General features: G+C 56.3%; 16 protein-coding genes. 5 read left to right on the top strand and 11 right to left on the bottom strand.

The genetic code is table 11. The features are described from left to right. Positions 1–69 precede the first annotated feature (69 nt). Entirely contained in the window at positions 70–1,092 is a 1,023-nt protein-coding gene (locus J2I48_RS09505; protein ID WP_207335198.1) for a LacI family DNA-binding transcriptional regulator, read from the bottom strand. Positions 1,093–1,187: 95 nt separating this feature from the next. On the opposite strand from J2I48_RS09505, the gene J2I48_RS09500 reads away from it, so the two are divergent. After that, positions 1,188–2,543: a cytochrome P450 gene (locus J2I48_RS09500; protein ID WP_207335197.1), complete on the top strand. Its 1,356-nt coding sequence runs from the start codon at positions 1,188–1,190 to the stop codon at positions 2,541–2,543. Between the two features lie 200 nt (positions 2,544–2,743). Here the strand turns inward: J2I48_RS09500 and J2I48_RS09495 are convergent, their stop codons facing one another. The 4 genes from J2I48_RS09495 to J2I48_RS09480 form a co-directional block, all read right to left on the bottom strand. Further along, positions 2,744–3,148 carry a hypothetical protein gene (locus J2I48_RS09495; protein ID WP_207335196.1) on the bottom strand — a complete coding sequence of 135 codons (405 nt, stop codon included), beginning with the start codon at positions 3,146–3,148 and terminating at the stop codon, positions 2,744–2,746. Between the two features lie 91 nt (positions 3,149–3,239). Next, complete coding sequence (locus J2I48_RS09490) at positions 3,240–3,719, bottom strand: GNAT family N-acetyltransferase (protein ID WP_207335195.1); 480 nt, start codon at positions 3,717–3,719, stop codon at positions 3,240–3,242. 9 nt (positions 3,720–3,728) lie between these two features. Then, complete coding sequence (locus J2I48_RS09485) at positions 3,729–4,871, bottom strand: DEAD/DEAH box helicase (RefSeq protein ID WP_207335194.1); 1,143 nt, start codon at positions 4,869–4,871, stop codon at positions 3,729–3,731. A gap of 58 nt (positions 4,872–4,929) precedes the next feature. Then, positions 4,930–6,258, bottom strand: coding sequence for a DEAD/DEAH box helicase (locus J2I48_RS09480; RefSeq protein WP_207335193.1), 1,329 nt, complete (start codon positions 6,256–6,258; stop codon positions 4,930–4,932). A 115-nt stretch (positions 6,259–6,373) separates the two neighbouring features. Here J2I48_RS09480 and J2I48_RS09475 point away from each other — a divergent pair, with 115 nt between their 5' ends. Beyond that, entirely contained in the window at positions 6,374–7,693 is a 1,320-nt protein-coding gene (locus J2I48_RS09475; protein WP_207335192.1) for a DEAD/DEAH box helicase, read from the top strand. Between the two features lie 18 nt (positions 7,694–7,711). Here J2I48_RS09475 and J2I48_RS09470 read toward each other — a convergent pair whose 3' ends face one another. After that, a complete protein-coding gene (locus J2I48_RS09470) occupies positions 7,712–8,239 on the bottom strand; it encodes a helix-turn-helix domain-containing protein (protein ID WP_207335191.1) in 528 nt (175 codons plus the stop codon). Positions 8,240–8,398: 159 nt separating this feature from the next. After that, entirely contained in the window at positions 8,399–9,310 is a 912-nt protein-coding gene (bla, locus tag J2I48_RS09465) for a class A beta-lactamase (protein ID WP_229376027.1), read from the bottom strand. 73 nt (positions 9,311–9,383) lie between these two features. Between bla and J2I48_RS09460 the strand changes: the two genes are divergently transcribed. Together J2I48_RS09460 and J2I48_RS09455 are read left to right on the top strand one after the other, a co-directional pair. Further along, positions 9,384–11,018, top strand: a complete 1,635-nt coding sequence (locus tag J2I48_RS09460; RefSeq protein WP_207335190.1) for a carboxylesterase/lipase family protein — start codon at positions 9,384–9,386, stop codon at positions 11,016–11,018. Positions 11,019–11,022: 4 nt separating this feature from the next. Further along, positions 11,023–12,066, top strand: coding sequence for an NAD(P)-dependent alcohol dehydrogenase (locus J2I48_RS09455; protein ID WP_207335189.1), 1,044 nt, complete (start codon positions 11,023–11,025; stop codon positions 12,064–12,066). Positions 12,067–12,167: 101 nt separating this feature from the next. Here J2I48_RS09455 and J2I48_RS09450 read toward each other — a convergent pair whose 3' ends face one another. Further along, on the bottom strand, positions 12,168–13,268 hold the full coding sequence (locus tag J2I48_RS09450; RefSeq protein WP_207335188.1) for an alpha/beta hydrolase: 1,101 nt from the start codon (positions 13,266–13,268) through the stop codon (positions 12,168–12,170). Positions 13,269–13,443: 175 nt separating this feature from the next. Between J2I48_RS09450 and J2I48_RS09445 the strand changes: the two genes are divergently transcribed. Further along, a complete protein-coding gene (locus J2I48_RS09445) occupies positions 13,444–13,941 on the top strand; it encodes a DinB family protein (RefSeq protein WP_207335187.1) in 498 nt (165 codons plus the stop codon). A 27-nt stretch (positions 13,942–13,968) separates the two neighbouring features. On the opposite strand, the gene J2I48_RS09440 is transcribed toward J2I48_RS09445, so the two are convergent. The 3 genes from J2I48_RS09440 to J2I48_RS09430 form a co-directional block, all read right to left on the bottom strand. Then, the gene (locus tag J2I48_RS09440) at positions 13,969–14,370 is read right to left on the bottom strand and encodes a hypothetical protein (protein WP_207335186.1); all 402 of its coding nucleotides are present in this window, start codon (positions 14,368–14,370) and stop codon (positions 13,969–13,971) included. A 37-nt stretch (positions 14,371–14,407) separates the two neighbouring features. Further along, a complete protein-coding gene (locus tag J2I48_RS09435) occupies positions 14,408–14,803 on the bottom strand; it encodes a hypothetical protein (protein ID WP_207335185.1) in 396 nt (131 codons plus the stop codon). 103 nt (positions 14,804–14,906) lie between these two features. Beyond that, positions 14,907–15,440 carry a helix-hairpin-helix domain-containing protein gene (locus J2I48_RS09430; RefSeq protein ID WP_207335184.1) on the bottom strand — a complete coding sequence of 178 codons (534 nt, stop codon included), beginning with the start codon at positions 15,438–15,440 and terminating at the stop codon, positions 14,907–14,909. Positions 15,441–15,511 lie beyond the last annotated feature (71 nt).

Genomic DNA, 15,511 nt, shown 5'->3' with positions numbered 1-15,511 from the left:
TTGTCAGACGAGGACCGAAATAAAAGCCAAATTCGCCTAATCAGGGCTTTCGCTCTCTCGCTCTTTCACTCATTCAGTCTTTCGCTTCGTCGATTCTCTGACAATCAGGGTGTTGGGGATTTTGACGGTGCTGGTGGCGGGGGCTTTTTCTTTTAGCTCGATGAGTTCGATGAGGCGCTCGGCGGCGGTTTGGCCGATCTCCTGGGCGGGCTGCACCACCGTGCTCATGGGCGGGTCGAGGAGTTCGGCCACGCTGATGTTGGTGAACCCAATCAAGGACACCTGTTCAGGAATGGCGATATTCCGCTTGCGGAGAGCCGTCATGCACCAGAGCGCCAGCCGGTCGAAAGCCATAAAGAAGGCGTCGGGTGGGGTAGATAGCCGCAACAGGTCGTCAATGACGGGGTCGAACTCGTGTTCCTGAAACCCCACAAACCGCACCAGGTCGTCGTCGTAGGGGAGGCCGTACTGGGTCAGGGCTGCCTTGTAGCCCGCCAGCCGGTCCTGCGTGATGGCCATGTAGGGCGGGATGGCCACAAAGGCAATGCGCCGCCGCCCGGTCTGAATCAGGTGCTCGGTGGCGGCAAAGGCCCCGCCAAAATTATCGGCTACGATCTTGGGCGCGTCCAGTTCCGCCGACACCCGGTCGAACATCACAATCGGGACGTTGCGCTGCTGAATGGCGTGCAGGTGGGCCAGGTTATTGGTTTGGCTGGAGATAGAAATCAGCAGGCCATCTACGCGGCGGGCCATGGCCTGTTGCACCGTCAGCACCTCGCGTTCCAGCGACTCGTGGCTCTGCATGATAATCACGTGATAGCCCCGGTTGTAGGCAATGGCCTCGATGCCGTTGATGGCCTGCGAGAAGAAGTTATTGGCAATCTGCGGCACAATCACACCCAGCACCCGGCTGCGGTTTTCCTTGAGGCTCAGCGCAATAGGGTTGGGCTGGTAGTTGATCCGCTCGGCATAGTCCATCACCAGCCGCTTGGTTTCGGCGCTGATCTCGTAGCTGCCCCGCAACGCCCGCGATACTGTGGAGGTTGACAGATTCAGCGCACGGGCAATGTCTTTGATCGTAACGGCATCCAAGGCAATAGGCGGTTAAAAAAGCCTGTAAAAGTACGCGCAACCGGAGCAATACTGGTGTTGTATCTTTAGGAACACTTTTTCGGAACTATGTACCTATGGAAATAATTGCGCCTGTTCATCCGGGTTGGCCGTTGGTGGGCAATACCCTGGCCGTTGCCCGCGACCCGCTGGGTATGTTCATGAAGCTGCAACGGCAGTATGACCGGGTAGTGCGCATCAATATTGGCGGCCGCAACCAGTATATGGTGTTCCGGCCCGAAGACGTGAAATATGTCTTGCAGGAAAACCACCGTAACTATGGCCGGTCGCCCGCGTTTCGGGTGCTGAAACGTTTTTTGGGCGAAGGCCTCCTCACCAGCGACGGCGATTTCTGGCGGCATCAGCGGCGGCTGGCCCAGCCCGCTTTTCACCGGCAGAAGATCACGGTCCTGGCCAGTACGATGGTAGAGGAATCGGCCGCGTGGGTGGCCCAACTGCGGCAAGGCGACCTAAGCGGCCCCGTCAATATGTCGCAGGCGCTGATGGACGTGACCATGCGCATTGTGTGCAAAACCCTATTCAGCACCGACGCCGGGCAACGGCTCGATGGCCTATCGCACTCGCTGGAGACGCTCAACGTGTTGGCCAACAAGACGTTATTATCGCCCATTAAATGGCCGACGAACTGGCCCACGCCCAATAATGTTCGCTACAACAACGCCCGTCGGCAGGTCGATGCGCTGATCTACGGCTTCATTGCCAACCGCAAACGAACCGGCACCCGCCACGATGATTTGCTCGATATGCTGCTCTACGCCGAAGACGAAGACACGGGCCAACGGATGCCCGATGCCCAACTCCGCGACGAGTGCGTGACCCTGTTTACGGCCGGCCACGAGACCACCGCCGTTTCCATGGCCTGGACTATGTATCTTCTGGCCAGCCACCCGGCCATTCTCAAGCGGCTGCAAACCGAGGTAGCCACGGTGTTGGGAACGGGCGCAAGCGAAAGCCTCCCGCCGGTAGAAGCGTTCCGAACGTTACCCTACACCATGCAGGTGGTGCAGGAGTCGATGCGGCTGTATCCCCCCGCCTGGGCTATGAGCCGCATGGCCCTCGCCGACGACCACATCGGTCCGTTCCGCATTCCTAAAGGCGACACGGTGGTGGTTAGTCCCTACCTGCTTCACCATGACCCCACCAACTGGCCCGACCCTGACCGTTTCGACCCCGACCGTTTCGCGCCCGGTGCCGACGCTGGTCGCCCGGCGTATGCATACCTGCCATTTGGGGGCGGGCCAAGGCTGTGCATCGGCAACCAGTTTGCCCTGATGGAAATGCAAATTTTGCTGGCCCTACTGGTACAATCGTTTGATATACAACTGATTGATGGAAAACCGATTCGCCCCCAGCCGCTGATTACGCTACGCCCCAACCGGCACATCTGGCTACGGCTAACGGCCCGGTTGTAAGGGGCGTTTGGCATTTGCTAAGGTAGCGTGAGTTCCAGATAGATCGTTGTCAGCGTATTGCTGATGCGCGGCTCCTCGACTCCGCTCGGAGTGACAGGAAAATAAGACAGCATCCTAGCTTAAGTCAAGGTGGTTGTCACTCCGAGCGGAGTCGAGGAGCCGTGCGTCAGCAATACGCTGACCAACACCCATAACTTACCTCACTTGGCTTTCTCGACCGCTTTTGGTTTCAGGGTGCCCCGCGCAATGGGTTCGGGTTTCGAGGTGGGCGTGGTGTAGCGTAGCAGGGTTGCTTTGGCAAATTCCTCTTTGGGGTCTTTGGCAATGAGCAACTGGTACGAACGGGTGCCCACTACCAGGTTGGAGTAGGTCATGTACTTACCCGATTCGCGGGGTATGTCCCAGTTGGCGCGAGGTTCTTTTGCCAGCAGGGTCGCGTCTTCGGTTGACAGGGCGGTGTAGGCAGTGTCGGGTACGAACTGTTTGCCGGTGAGACCTTCCACCACCGACACCACCGCGGGCGGGGTAGTTGTGGCTAACTTGGTTTGGGAAAACACCGGCGCTACAGACACTGCCAACAACAATATGTTGAGTGCAATTTTCATGGCTTTTCAAGACGTTGGTACATCTGTAAAAGCACTGAAAACTCAGTTTTGTTTAGAATGTGTGTTGCATTGATCTGAAGCGCAGCCTAAATTATCTTAACATGAATACCAGTATTTTTTCTCTTTCTTGTATTAATGAATCATACATTACAAACCCAAGTTTTACTAATAAATTAATTGAGTTTGTATTTTCTGGTACTGTCGTGGCTAAAATAGGGCGTTGCTGAAGGTAGGCTAAAACGGCCCTGGTGGCCTCGTAGGCGTATCCATGGCCCATATGTATGGGCAAAAAAGCAAAACCAATATCTTCGTGATCCAGGTAATCGCGTTTTACCAATGAGACAATGCCGAGCGGTAGATTGGTTTCTATTTGAGAAACAACGAAATAATGGCGTGTTGGCGAATCAATAATTGCCTGACAAAACGTACGGGCATCGTCGGCTGAATAAACATGCCGATCACCAATAAAATCGAGCCAACCTTTTGTGTTGACCAATTCACGAATAAACTCGCTTTCGGTCACGGCCAGTGGAGCAATTGCCAGTCGGTCGGTCTGGAGTAAGGGCAGCATGGTGTTGGCCTAATAACCCGTCAGGGCCAGGTCGGCGGTGTCGGTGATGTCCACGCGCTTGCCCATCTTTTTCTGGATCACCTTGAAATGGTGTTCATCGTCGGGGGTGATGAGCGAGATGGCTTCGCCGGAGGCTTCGGCGCGGCCCGTGCGACCAATGCGGTGCACGTAGTCTTTGGGCGAACGGGGCAGTTCGAAGTTGACCACGTGGGGCAGAAACTGAATATCTATGCCTCTGGAAATGAGGTCGGTAGCTACCATCACGGTGAGTTTGCCCGCCTTGAATTTGTTCAGCGTTTCGGTGCGAGCCGCCTGCGATTTATCGCCGTGCATGGCCGCCGCCTGAATGCCGTTTTTCACCAGTTTCGCCACCACATTGTCGGCGGTGCGGGTGGAGGAAACGAAGACGAGCACCTGCTTCAGCTTCCCAGTTTTGATCAGATACCGCAGCAACACGCCCTTGCGCTCGAGCGTGGTGCGGTAGGCTGTTTGCTTAATCTGCTCAATATCAAGGGGTTCTTCGGGTATGTCGATGGTTAGCGGGTCGCGGAGGGTTTGTTCGCCCATGGCCTTCACGCCGTCGCCGAGGGTGGCCGAGAAAAGAATGGTTTGCCGGGCGGTAGGTAGCAAGTCAAACACCTGCTTCATCTCATCGGCGAAACCCAGATCGAGCATTTTGTCGGCCTCGTCAAGCACCAGTATGCTCACCGACGATAGTTTGAGCGCCTTCTGCGCCACCAGGTCGAGCAGCCGGCCGGGGGTAGCCACGAGTACGTCGGCCCCGCGCACGGCGGCGAGTTGCGGGGCAATGGATACGCCACCAAAGACAGCTACGGTTTTCACACCGCGCATGACATAGTCGCCAAACGCCTGGAATACCTCGGCTACCTGCGCTGCCAACTCACGCGTGGGCACGACCACCAGCACCCGCACGGGCTGCTTTTTGGTGACGGTAAACGCCTGCAACTTTTCGAGAATAGGCAAGACAAAACTCGCCGTTTTCCCCGACCCCGTCCGGGCAATGCCCAGCACGTCGCGCCCTGCTAAAATAGCCGGAATGGCCTGATCCTGAATGGGGTAGGGGTTCGCGTAACCCTGATTGGCAACGCCTCGTTGCAGCGATTCGGACAAGCCGAGTTGGGAGAAAGACATTTTTTTTAGTGATGAGTGAAGGGAATGTTCATTGTACATTATTCATTGTACATTCCCTTCATTTTTTCCCGCTACGCTTAATTGGCCGGCCGTATTTGCGCATTTTTTCGGCGGCGTAGTCGCGGCGGACGTTGACTTTCTGGTTCTTAGCCGATTTTTCGTGGAACGCAGGGCCGACGTCTTCGCGCTTTACCGTCTTCACCTGAATCGTTTTCATGTCGATCTGGGGTTGTTCGGCAAATGTTAACTCATTGGAAATGACCAGGTCGTCGGGAAGCGGCAGCACCGGAATGGCGTAGTTCATCAGCGCCTCAATGGCGGCTTGTTTCTCCCGTTCGGCTTCGGTGATAAACGCGATAGCTACCCCCGGCCGGTCGGCGCGGCCCGTGCGACCAATGCGGTGGATGTAGTTTTCGGGTACTTCGGGCAAGTCGAAATTGAACACGTGCGACACCTCGGCGATGTCTAACCCCCTGGCAATGATGTCAGTAGCGATCAGGACCCGGATGGTGCCCGCCTGAAATTCGTTGACGGCGGCGAAACGGGCATTCTGCGCTTTGTTAGAGTGAATGACCCCCACCTGACCGGGCAACTGCGTGTCCATTTCCTCCACCAGCTCGTCGGCGAGGTGTTTAGTGGCCACAAAGACCAGCACCTTGTTCATGTCGGAGTGGGTGCGTAGCAGCAGGCTGAGCAGGTTCACTTTCGTGTAGAAGTTCGGCACCGCATAGGCCGACTGCCGGATGTTGGTCAGGGGCGTACCTACGGGCGCGGCCTCTACCCGAATCGGGGCGTTGAAGTAGGTGTTCATCAGGGCCTCTACCTCGTCGGTGAGGGTGGCCGAGAACAGCAGGTTCTGCCGTTTGGGGGGCAGTAGGTCCAGAATCACCTTCAGTTGCGCCCGGAATCCCAGATTCAGCATCTCGTCTACTTCGTCGATGACCAGCCGTTTTAGCGCTTTCATCTTCACTGCCCCTGCCGACAGCAAATCGACTAACCGACCGGGCGTGGCCACGAGCACGTCGGCACCAGCGTGGACGGCCGCCTGCTGGGGTTTCAGGTTTACGCCGCCATATACGCCCACCGTCACGATGTTCATGTAGGTGGTCAGTTCCTGCACGGCCTCTACTACCTGCACCACCAACTCGCGGGTGGGTACCAGGATGAGCAGTTGCGGGGTTTTGTCTTTGGTGAACTGGTATTGCCGCAGGCAGGGCAGGAGGTAGGCAAAGGTTTTGCCCGTACCCGTCTGGGCAATGCCGCATACGTCGCGCCCTGACATCACCACCGAATACACCTTTTCCTGAATCACGGTAGGGGTCTCGTAGCCCTTGTCGGTCAGGGCATTCAGTAGCGGCTTGGTCAGATTCAGTTCGGCAAACGTCATAATGGTATTGGTTGTATGGGGCAAAGGTACGGCCATACAAACCTATAAGGTCCTGGAGACCTGATAGGTTTCAGCTACCCGCCGCTACCCCTCATTTCGCCGTACCTTTGCTCGCATGAATACGACACCATCGCCCGAAGCCGTTTTGGCTAATCTTGGCATTTCGACCCTGAACAAAATGCAATTGGCTGCCCAACAGGCCATTACGCCCGGTACCGATACGTTTCTGGTGTCGCCCACGGGGTCGGGCAAGACGGTTGGTTTTCTGCTACCGGTGTTGAAACTGCTTGATCCTGAGCAGACTACGGTGCAGTGCCTGATCCTGTCGCCCTCGCGGGAACTGGCCTTGCAGATTGAGCAGGTGTGGAAAAAAATGGCGACCGGCTATAAGGTTAACGTGTGCTACGGGGGGCACGACATGACCACCGAAATCAAGAACCTGAGCAACCCGCCCGCCCTGCTCATTGGCACCCCCGGCCGCATTGCCGACCATATAGACCGAAAAACATTTGATACCGAGGGCATCCATACGCTCGTGCTTGATGAGTTCGACAAGTCGCTGACGTTGGGGTTTCAGGACGAAATGGCGTTTATTATTCAGGGGCTGACCAGCCTCCGTCAGCGGGTGCTGGTGTCGGCCACGTCGGGCATCAGTATCCCTGATTTTGTGGGACTGAACCGCCCCGCCAAACTCACCTTCCGCCCCGACGAGGATGCCGAACCGACCCTGACCGTCAAGCTGGTAAAGGCTGGACAGGACAAGTTCGACACGCTGTTCCGGCTGCTCGGTACGCTCGATTCTGAACCCGCCATCATCTTCTGCAACCTCCGCGACACCACCGACCAAATCCGCGACACCCTCACCGACCGGGGCATCCGCACGATGGTGTATCACGGCGGGCTGGAACAGGACGACCGCGAACGGGCGCTGCTCCAGTTTCGCAACGGTAGTGTCCGCTATCTGGTCACTACCGATCTGGCAGCCAGAGGATTAGACATTCCCGACATGAAGTACGTGGTACATTTTCAATTGCCGCAGCATCCCCACGAGTTCACCCACCGCAACGGGCGCACGGCCCGGATGGAGACCACCGGCACCGCCTTCGTGATTATGACGTCGGACGAGCCACGCCCGTTTTTCCTGCCCGACAACCTGGACGAAGTAACGCTTCCGGCCAAAACGAGCCTGCCCAAACCGCCCGATTTCGTGACGGTCTACATCAGCGGAGGCAAGAAAAACAAGCTCAACAAAGTGGATATCGTGGGATTTTTCGCCCAGAAAGGGCAACTCGCCAAGGAGGACCTCGGCCGCATCGACGTGCAGGACTTCATCTCCTTCGCCGCTGTCCGCGCCACCAAATTAGACGGCCTGCTGAACCGGATTCAGCACGAAAAAATGAAGGGCAAGAAGTACAAGATCGAAGTGGCGCGGTGAGTTAGTTGGAGGTATCGGTTAAGCAATGTCAAGGTGTACCTGCTTGCCCATACCCAACTGCACAATTTTGTTCAGCGTTTCTAACTGTATATCCGATTTGCCGTTCTCTATCCGGGAGATATAGTTTCTGGATGTACCACTCTTGGCGGCTACTTCTGTCTGTGACAAACCAGCGGCTTCGCGGGCTTCTCGCAGTAGGTTTCCCACATCTAGCCGTTGCGTTTTTTGTGCCAATGTGCTGTTACGATATAATTCATCTGGGTCTAACTCTAACGGCTCTTCGATAACCCGTTTGGCTAGTCTAATTTGTACAGTGATCGTAGGCCACGACAACGTATTAGACTGGGAAATAGTGACTTGACTAAACGTATCGGCATCAAAAAGTGGGAAAAGCTGAACGTCGTTTTCTTGTTTCCACTGATCGAAAAGTGGAGCAAAGGCAATTTGCCGAATTTCTGAGGTTGTCCATAGCGCCGTAATGTTGAACGGTTCGATGGCTAGAAGCTTGGCAATCCAGGGCAACCGTGGTTTGTGTGCGTTGCTCATAAAGTGACAGTTAACATCTCAACAGCAATATAGCTTTAGGCTTCGCGCTTTCGGCCCTGAGCCTGTCGGGGACCGCACCGGCGGACCGGCCTAGTTGAAGGGCCGAAAGCGCGAAGCCTAAAGCTATATTGTCGATAGTCAGTCGATAGTAATAACCTCTCACCGACAATGCTCCCAAACCACCTTCGCCATATTGGCGATGACGGCTTCGCGGGTGGGGGGGGCGGCTTTGGAATCGGACACGAAGACGGCGAGGGCGAGGTGGTGGCCGTTGGGGAGGGTAATCAGGCCTACGTCGTTGGTGGCGGCGGTGAGGTTGGCCACGGTGCCGGAAGAGCCGGTCTTATGTGCCACCACCGTGCCCGGTGGCAACAGGCTTTTGAGGCGGTTGGGGCCGGTGGGGGTTTCGGTCATGAGGCGCAGCAGAAGCGCCCGGCTGGCAGGCGAGAGGCCCCGGCCCTGTTGCACAGCTTTCAGTAGCCCTACCATGCCCGTGGGTGTGGCCCAGTTGACATATTGCACGGTGTTGTCGCGGCCCAGTTCTTTTTCGGTATTCAACACCCGTATACTATTGATGTTCAGGCTTTTCAAATAAGCCATAATCGCCGTTGGCCCGCCCACCAGGCGCATGAGCACGTCTGAAGCTGACCCGTCGCTTTGCGAAACGGCATAGCGCAGCAAGTCGCCGATGCGGATGTCGATGCCGCCGGGCAGGCTGTCGCGGATGGGGCTGTGCTGTTTGCTGCCCACATACTCGCCCTTGTCGACGTGGATGAGTTGGTTAAGCGACAGTTTTCCCTGGTCAACCTGGTGCAACACGGCCATGCCGATGGGAAATTTGTAGACGCTCTGCATCGGAAACCGCTCGTTGCCGCGTATAGACAGCGTATCGCCGGTTTCGAGCACCAGTGCTGCCATGCCCACTCGGCCCTGTGCGGGTTGGGTTAGCCCATTAAGCTGCTGCCGGAGTGTGTGAAGGGAAGCCGCACGGGTTGGCGCGGTGGTGGGCTGCTGTGCCATTACCCCCAACGGTAGCACAAGCAGGACGAAGAGATAGATCGATTTGGTCATGGCTACCCAAGATACCAGTATTTCCCAATTCCCGGCCCCTTTACTTGCTTCGTACTAACCTTCCCAGTACCATATGAAAACCACCCTATCTGTACTGCTGGCCTGTGTGGGTCTCACCACCCTTGCCCAAGCCCAATCTATTAAAACCGATGTAGCTCCTCGCGTTCAAATTGCCAACGGCATTCTGGAAGGTGTGGCCGAAACCGGTGGCCTGCGCTCTTTTAAAGGCATTCCGTTTGCTGCCCCGCCCGTGGGCAACCTGCGCTGGCGGGAGCCACAACCCGCCAAAAATTGGTCGGGAGTGCGGCGGGCGCAAACCTTCGGACCACGCGCCATGCAGCGGGCCATTTTTGGCGACATGAACTTCCGGTCTGACGGCGTAAAAGAAGATTGCCTGTACCTCAACGTCTGGACACCCGCCAAATCGCCCGCCGAAAAACTGCCCGTACTGGTCTATTTCTATGGTGGTGGCTACATGGCCGGCGACGGTTCGGAACCCCGCTACGACGGCGAGGCGATGGCCCGGCAGGGTATCGTAACCCTCACGGTCAACTACCGGCTGGGTGTGTTTGGCTTCATGGCCCACCCCGAACTGACCAACGAATCGCCCAATCACGCGTCGGGTAACTATGGGTTGTTGGATCAGCAGGCCGCGCTGGCGTGGGTGCAGCAAAATATTGCCGCTTTTGGTGGTGATCCCAAGCGCGTGACCATTGCGGGCGAGTCGGCGGGGTCAACGTCGGTGAGTGCGCAGATGGCCTCGCCGCTGTCAAGAAACCTTATTGCGGGTGCCATCGGCGAAAGCGGGTCGTTGCTGGGCACGCTCACCCCCGTTACTCTGGCCGATGCCGAGGCTATTGGTGTAAAATTTGGCGAAAGCATTGGGGCACCCACGCTGGCTGCACTGCGGGCTATGCCGGGCGACCAGCTGCTGGAAACCACCGCCCGCCCCACTACGCCCCGCTTCGGCCCCTGCGTAGATGGCTACTTCTTCCCCAAGCCGGTGCTGGCTATTTTCACGGCGGGTGAACAGGCCCACGTACCCCTGCTGGCGGGCTGGAATTCGGAAGAGATGACCTATAAACTGGTACTGGGTGCTGATGCGCCTACGGTAGCCAACTATACCAAAGCGGTTCAAAAACTCTACGGCGACCGGGCCACCGAGGCCCTGAAGCACTACACCGCCACCACCGACGCCGACGTGGAGCAGGTGGCTACCGATCTGGCCGGTGACCGGTTTATTGGTTTCAGCACCTGGAAATGGACCGACCTCCACAGCCAGACCGGCGGCAAGCCCGTATACCGCTACTTCTACGCCCGCCCGCGCCCGGCCATGGTGCCCGAAATGGGCAACGCCACGGCAGGCCTGGCGGGTGGCGTAGTGAAAAACACCGATGCGGCAGCGCCAAAACAGGCACCACCAAAGGGAGCCGTACACTCGGCCGAGATTGAGTATGCGATGGGTAATCTGGGGTCCAACAAGGTCTACGCCTGGACCGCCGACGACCAAAACGTGTCGAAGACGATGATGGCCTATTTTGCTAATTTCATCAAGACGGGTAACCCCAACAAAGCTGGGATGCCCCGCTGGGATGCCGTAACGCCCGGTAAACCTGCCCCTGTCATGCACATCGACGTACACACACAGGCCCAACAAGAGGGCCACCGGGATCGTTATCTTTTCCTGGACCAGATGGTCACGAAATAAAAATATGATTGCAGCAAAAAGTTACGCCGCACAGTCGGCAACGAGTGATTTAGCCCCCTGGGATTTCGAGCGTCGCGAGGTGGGTCCCCATGATGTGCAGTTCGATATTATGTACTGTGGCGTGTGCCACTCCGATCTTCACCAAATCAAAAACGACTGGTTTCCGGGCATATTCCCCATGGTGCCAGGCCACGAAATTGTGGGTAAGGTGGTGGCCGTGGGCGAACACGTGACCAAGTTCAAGGTGGGCGACCTGGCTGGCACGGGCTGCATGGTCGACTCGTGCCGCACCTGCGAAAACTGCCAGGATGGGCTTGAGCAGTATTGTTTGAAAGGTAACACCGGCACCTACAACAGCTACGAGCGCGATAAAAAAACGCCGACTTACGGCGGCTATTCCAACACCATTGTGGTGAATGAAGACTTCGTGTTGCACGTGTCAGACAAGCTGTCGCTCCCCGCCGTAGCTCCGCTGCTGTGTGCGGGCATCACTACCTATTCGCCCCTGCGGCACTGGAACGTAGGTCCGGGCCATAAACTGGCTGTTTTGGGTCTGGGCGGACTAGGCCACATGGCCGTTAAGTTTGGCGTGGCGTTTGGTGCCGACGTAACGGTGTTGAGCACGTCGCCCGACAAGGAGGCCGATGCCAAAAAGCTGGGTGCGCACCATTTCGTTGTCACGTCTGATAAAGAGCAGGTGCGGGCCGTGAAAGGATCGTTTGATTTCATCATCGACACGGTATCGGCTCCGCACGATTTCCGCTTTTACCTCTCACTTCTCCGCCGCGACGGGGTGCATATTGTAGTCGGTTTGCCGTCTGAGGCGATTCAGTTTCCGGCCTTTGGGGTGGTTAACGGGCGCAAGAGCCTGGCCGGGTCAAGCATCGGCGGTATTGCCGAAACCCAGGAGATGCTGGACTACTGCGCCGAAAAAGGCATTGTGTCAGATATTGAACTCATTGATATAAAGGATATTACGCCCTCCTACGACCGCATGGTGCGCGGCGACGTGCGCTACCGGTTCGTCATCGACATGGCAACATTGTAAAGGAAGTCTTCTGTTTATAGTTTACTGTCTTTTGTTGCCGTGCGTCAGCCCACACCAGCTCGTAGCAACAGAAGACAGCAAACTATAAACAGAAGACTTCCTTACTTAAACGCATTGATCAACTGCGTGGCTGCCAGCGTTTGAGCTTGCTGTGCTTCGGGGAGGATAGCGTACATGCCGAAGAATTCATGCGTGATACCGGTATAGAGTTGGTAGGTGACAGTCACCCCCTGCGCCCGCATCACGTCGCGGAGTTGCATACCTTCGGTTTGCAGCGGATCAATCTCGGCAGCAATGATGGTCGTACCGGGTAGTCCCTTCAAATTCGCCACGTCGACGAGCGAGATCAGTGGGCTGTCACCATCAGCGGGGGAATTGAAATAGTTGTTTGTGAAATACACAATGCCCGCCTTGTTCAACGGTTTGGCATTGGCATATTTCTGATAGGAGGCTGTGTTCAGGTCGTTATTCGCCACAGGAAACACCGCCAGAATGTGCACGGGCAGGGCTACACCCCGGTCGCGGGCCAGCATACTGGTCGTGATGGCCATATTACCCCCCGCGCTTTCGCCACCTACGGCCACTTTGGCCGCATCACCGCCAATCTGTGATGCGTTGTTTTTTACCCACTTATAAGCCGCGAAGGCATCTTCGTGCGCAATGGGAAACTTGTTCTCGGGCGAGAGCCGGTAGTCTACCGATACCACTACCGCTCCCGTCGACTGCGCCAGGGCCAGCGTCGAGTATTCATACACTTCTGGGCTGCCAATAACCCAGCCACCACCGTGGTAATAGACCAGCACAGGCTTTACAGACGGACCCGTATTTGGCGTGTAAATCTTCACGCGAATGGGTACGTTGTTATAGCCCGGGATCTGGCGTTCGCTGATGGTCACGTTGGCCGTGGGGCGGGGTACGTTGTTTTTGTCGAGTAATGAATTAACGGCATCCTTAAACGACGGCTGCTGCCGGGCCTGCTGCGGCGTAAGCTGGTCAATGGGTGTGGGGGCCAGCCGACCCAACTCCTCTATAATGGCCAGCATCTGCGGGGTAATGGTCGGGCCCCAGTCTGGCTTGGGACTGTTCGACTGGATAATTCGCTGACCGGGCAGGTCGCGTTCCTCGCAGGAAGTGACGGTCAGGGCCACCGCAAGGGTGGTTGCTGTGGTCAGAAATGAAACAATAGTACGCAGGTTTCTCATAACGTTTGGTTGGTCTTGTTTCAACCAAACGTTCCTGTCAGGATAGGGGAGAGGCGAACCTACTAAATGGTCCACTTGATATAGTTATTTTGTAGACTAATACTTTAAAAAACCTGCTGACATAGGGCTGTCACTACCTACTGTGACCTTTGGTGCTCAACCAAACCGAACGACTATGAACATCATTGAATCGCTCACCGCAGAAATGGATATGGAAAGCAGCACCACCCGCAAGATGCTTAACCGTATTCCCGACGATAAGCTCGACTGGCAGCCGCACCCAAAAAGTATGCCTATGCGGACGTTAGCCGTACACATTGCCGAACTGCCCTCCTGGGTGCCAATGGCGCTGCACACCGACGGTATTGACTTTGCCGTGATGGATTACGCGCCAACCCATGTTGACACTACTGCCGACGTGCTGGCCCTTTTCGAGAAGTCACTGGCCGAAGGCAAAGCGGCCCTGAGCACCGCTACGGCAGCCGATCTGGAGCCAATGTTTACGCTACGTGAGGGAGATACTATTTTCAGCACCGAAACGAAAGGCGAAACCATCCGCATGGCTTATTCACAAACGGTGCATCACCGCGCCCAACTGGGCGTATACCTCCGCCTGCTCGACATCCCAATTCCCGGCAGTTACGGCCCCAGCGCTGACGAGCCGTGGACATAGTCATTGGTCATTAGTAGCTGAATATGACTAATGTCGAATAACCCCCATCAAAAAAATGATTGTCCAGCCGATGGTGCGGAGCCAGTTGGTATCGACCAGGCGGGCCAGGGTGGTGGGGGAGGCGTTGCCAACCGCAATGGCGTTGTGAATGGGCACAGAGACAAATGCCGTGGCCACCCACATCAGCCCCACCAGGATGGCCGATAGCAGGGTAGGCCACGTAAAACGCTGCCACAGCTCGGTACCCACCAGTGCCACCTGCGCCAGCATCAACGGTCCCACAATGAGCGTAATCAGGTTACTGTATTTCGGGTGCCAAATGGCCAGTTCAGTGGGGTTATAATACCGAAAACTGGGGTAAACAATCAGTTGTACGAGCCAGATCAGCACCACCAGGCCAAAATCGATAGTTATACGGGCTGTAGGCATCGAACTGTTGGGTGAATGGTTAGGACACGGACATGGGCTACGCCGCCCCGTATTTTGCCTCGCGGATGGCCTGCCACTCGCGGGCGGTGCCGCCGTTATTAAAATGGTCCTCCTCGTCCTGTATCTCCTGGTCCCAACTATACTGCACGGTATACTTGCCTTGCGCCGACAGGTCGAGCTGCAACACATTGGCACGGGATTGGCCCTGCGTTTTGCGGAGCTGGTAAAGCGCTACCACAGCCTCGGTTACGTCTTCGTGGAAATCGGTCGAGAGCGGTTTTTCATCACCGTCGGGCGTTAAATAAATGCCGTCGAACTCAACATCCAGCCCATTGTCGAGGTAGCGGCCGTTGAGGCGGCAGATGGTCCAGGGGCTGGTGAGGTTATCGGTAACGGCGGCAATCAGTTGATCGTAGATCTCGTTTTGGGTCATGTAGCGGCAGAAAAGTGGTAGCTGGAATTACCCTTTCTGCATTAACCGTAATGTATTGCCTAAAGTTGGCTCCAACACGTAGACTGCTGAACCTGCTTCCTTGTCAGGCCATTGGCTCACCCTTTGTTGTCTGATTTGGCCAGTGCGCAAGCCCGTACGGAAGCTGCGCCTCATCTGACTGACTAAACGGCTCATAGTGAGCTAGTTTACTGGCTTTTGCTGACCAGCTGGCGGCATCGTGTACGCGAAAACGGGGACCAGCAGCGTCCAGTATTTCCCGGATTCGCTCAATAGGCGTGTTGGCCAGTTGCCGAAACGTACGAATGCCCCCCGCTAGTAGCAACGCCGCCACCTCCGGTCCAATGCCGTCGACGGTCACGAAATTATCGATCTGGTCTTTATCGGGCTGGTCGGCCAGTTGTTCTTCCAGTACGATCACTTCCAGGTGGGTGCCGTCCTGTTCGTTGGCAATGTCGATGGTCTCGGCCCGCACACCATCCAGCGTTTCAACGGTGTCGGCCAGTTCAGTAACTGTGTTCCTTGGGCCAATAAATATGTCGAGGGTCGTGTTGGGGTCGATAGCCGATTTGTCATAGGCAGCGGCAATCCTGGGCGTATCAAGCGGTTGGGTTTTCATGTGTCTATGTCAGTGGAGTGGTTGTGCTGTCTTTACAGCCTGACCAACTATTCCGTTTCGACAACTTATTG

It is taken from the genome of Fibrella aquatilis (assembly GCF_017353255.1).
Lineage (GTDB): Bacteria > Bacteroidota > Bacteroidia > Cytophagales > Spirosomataceae > Fibrella > Fibrella aquatilis.
The sequence above is the reverse complement of the archived record's forward strand: the minus strand, read 5'-3'. Positions and strand labels throughout refer to the sequence as shown.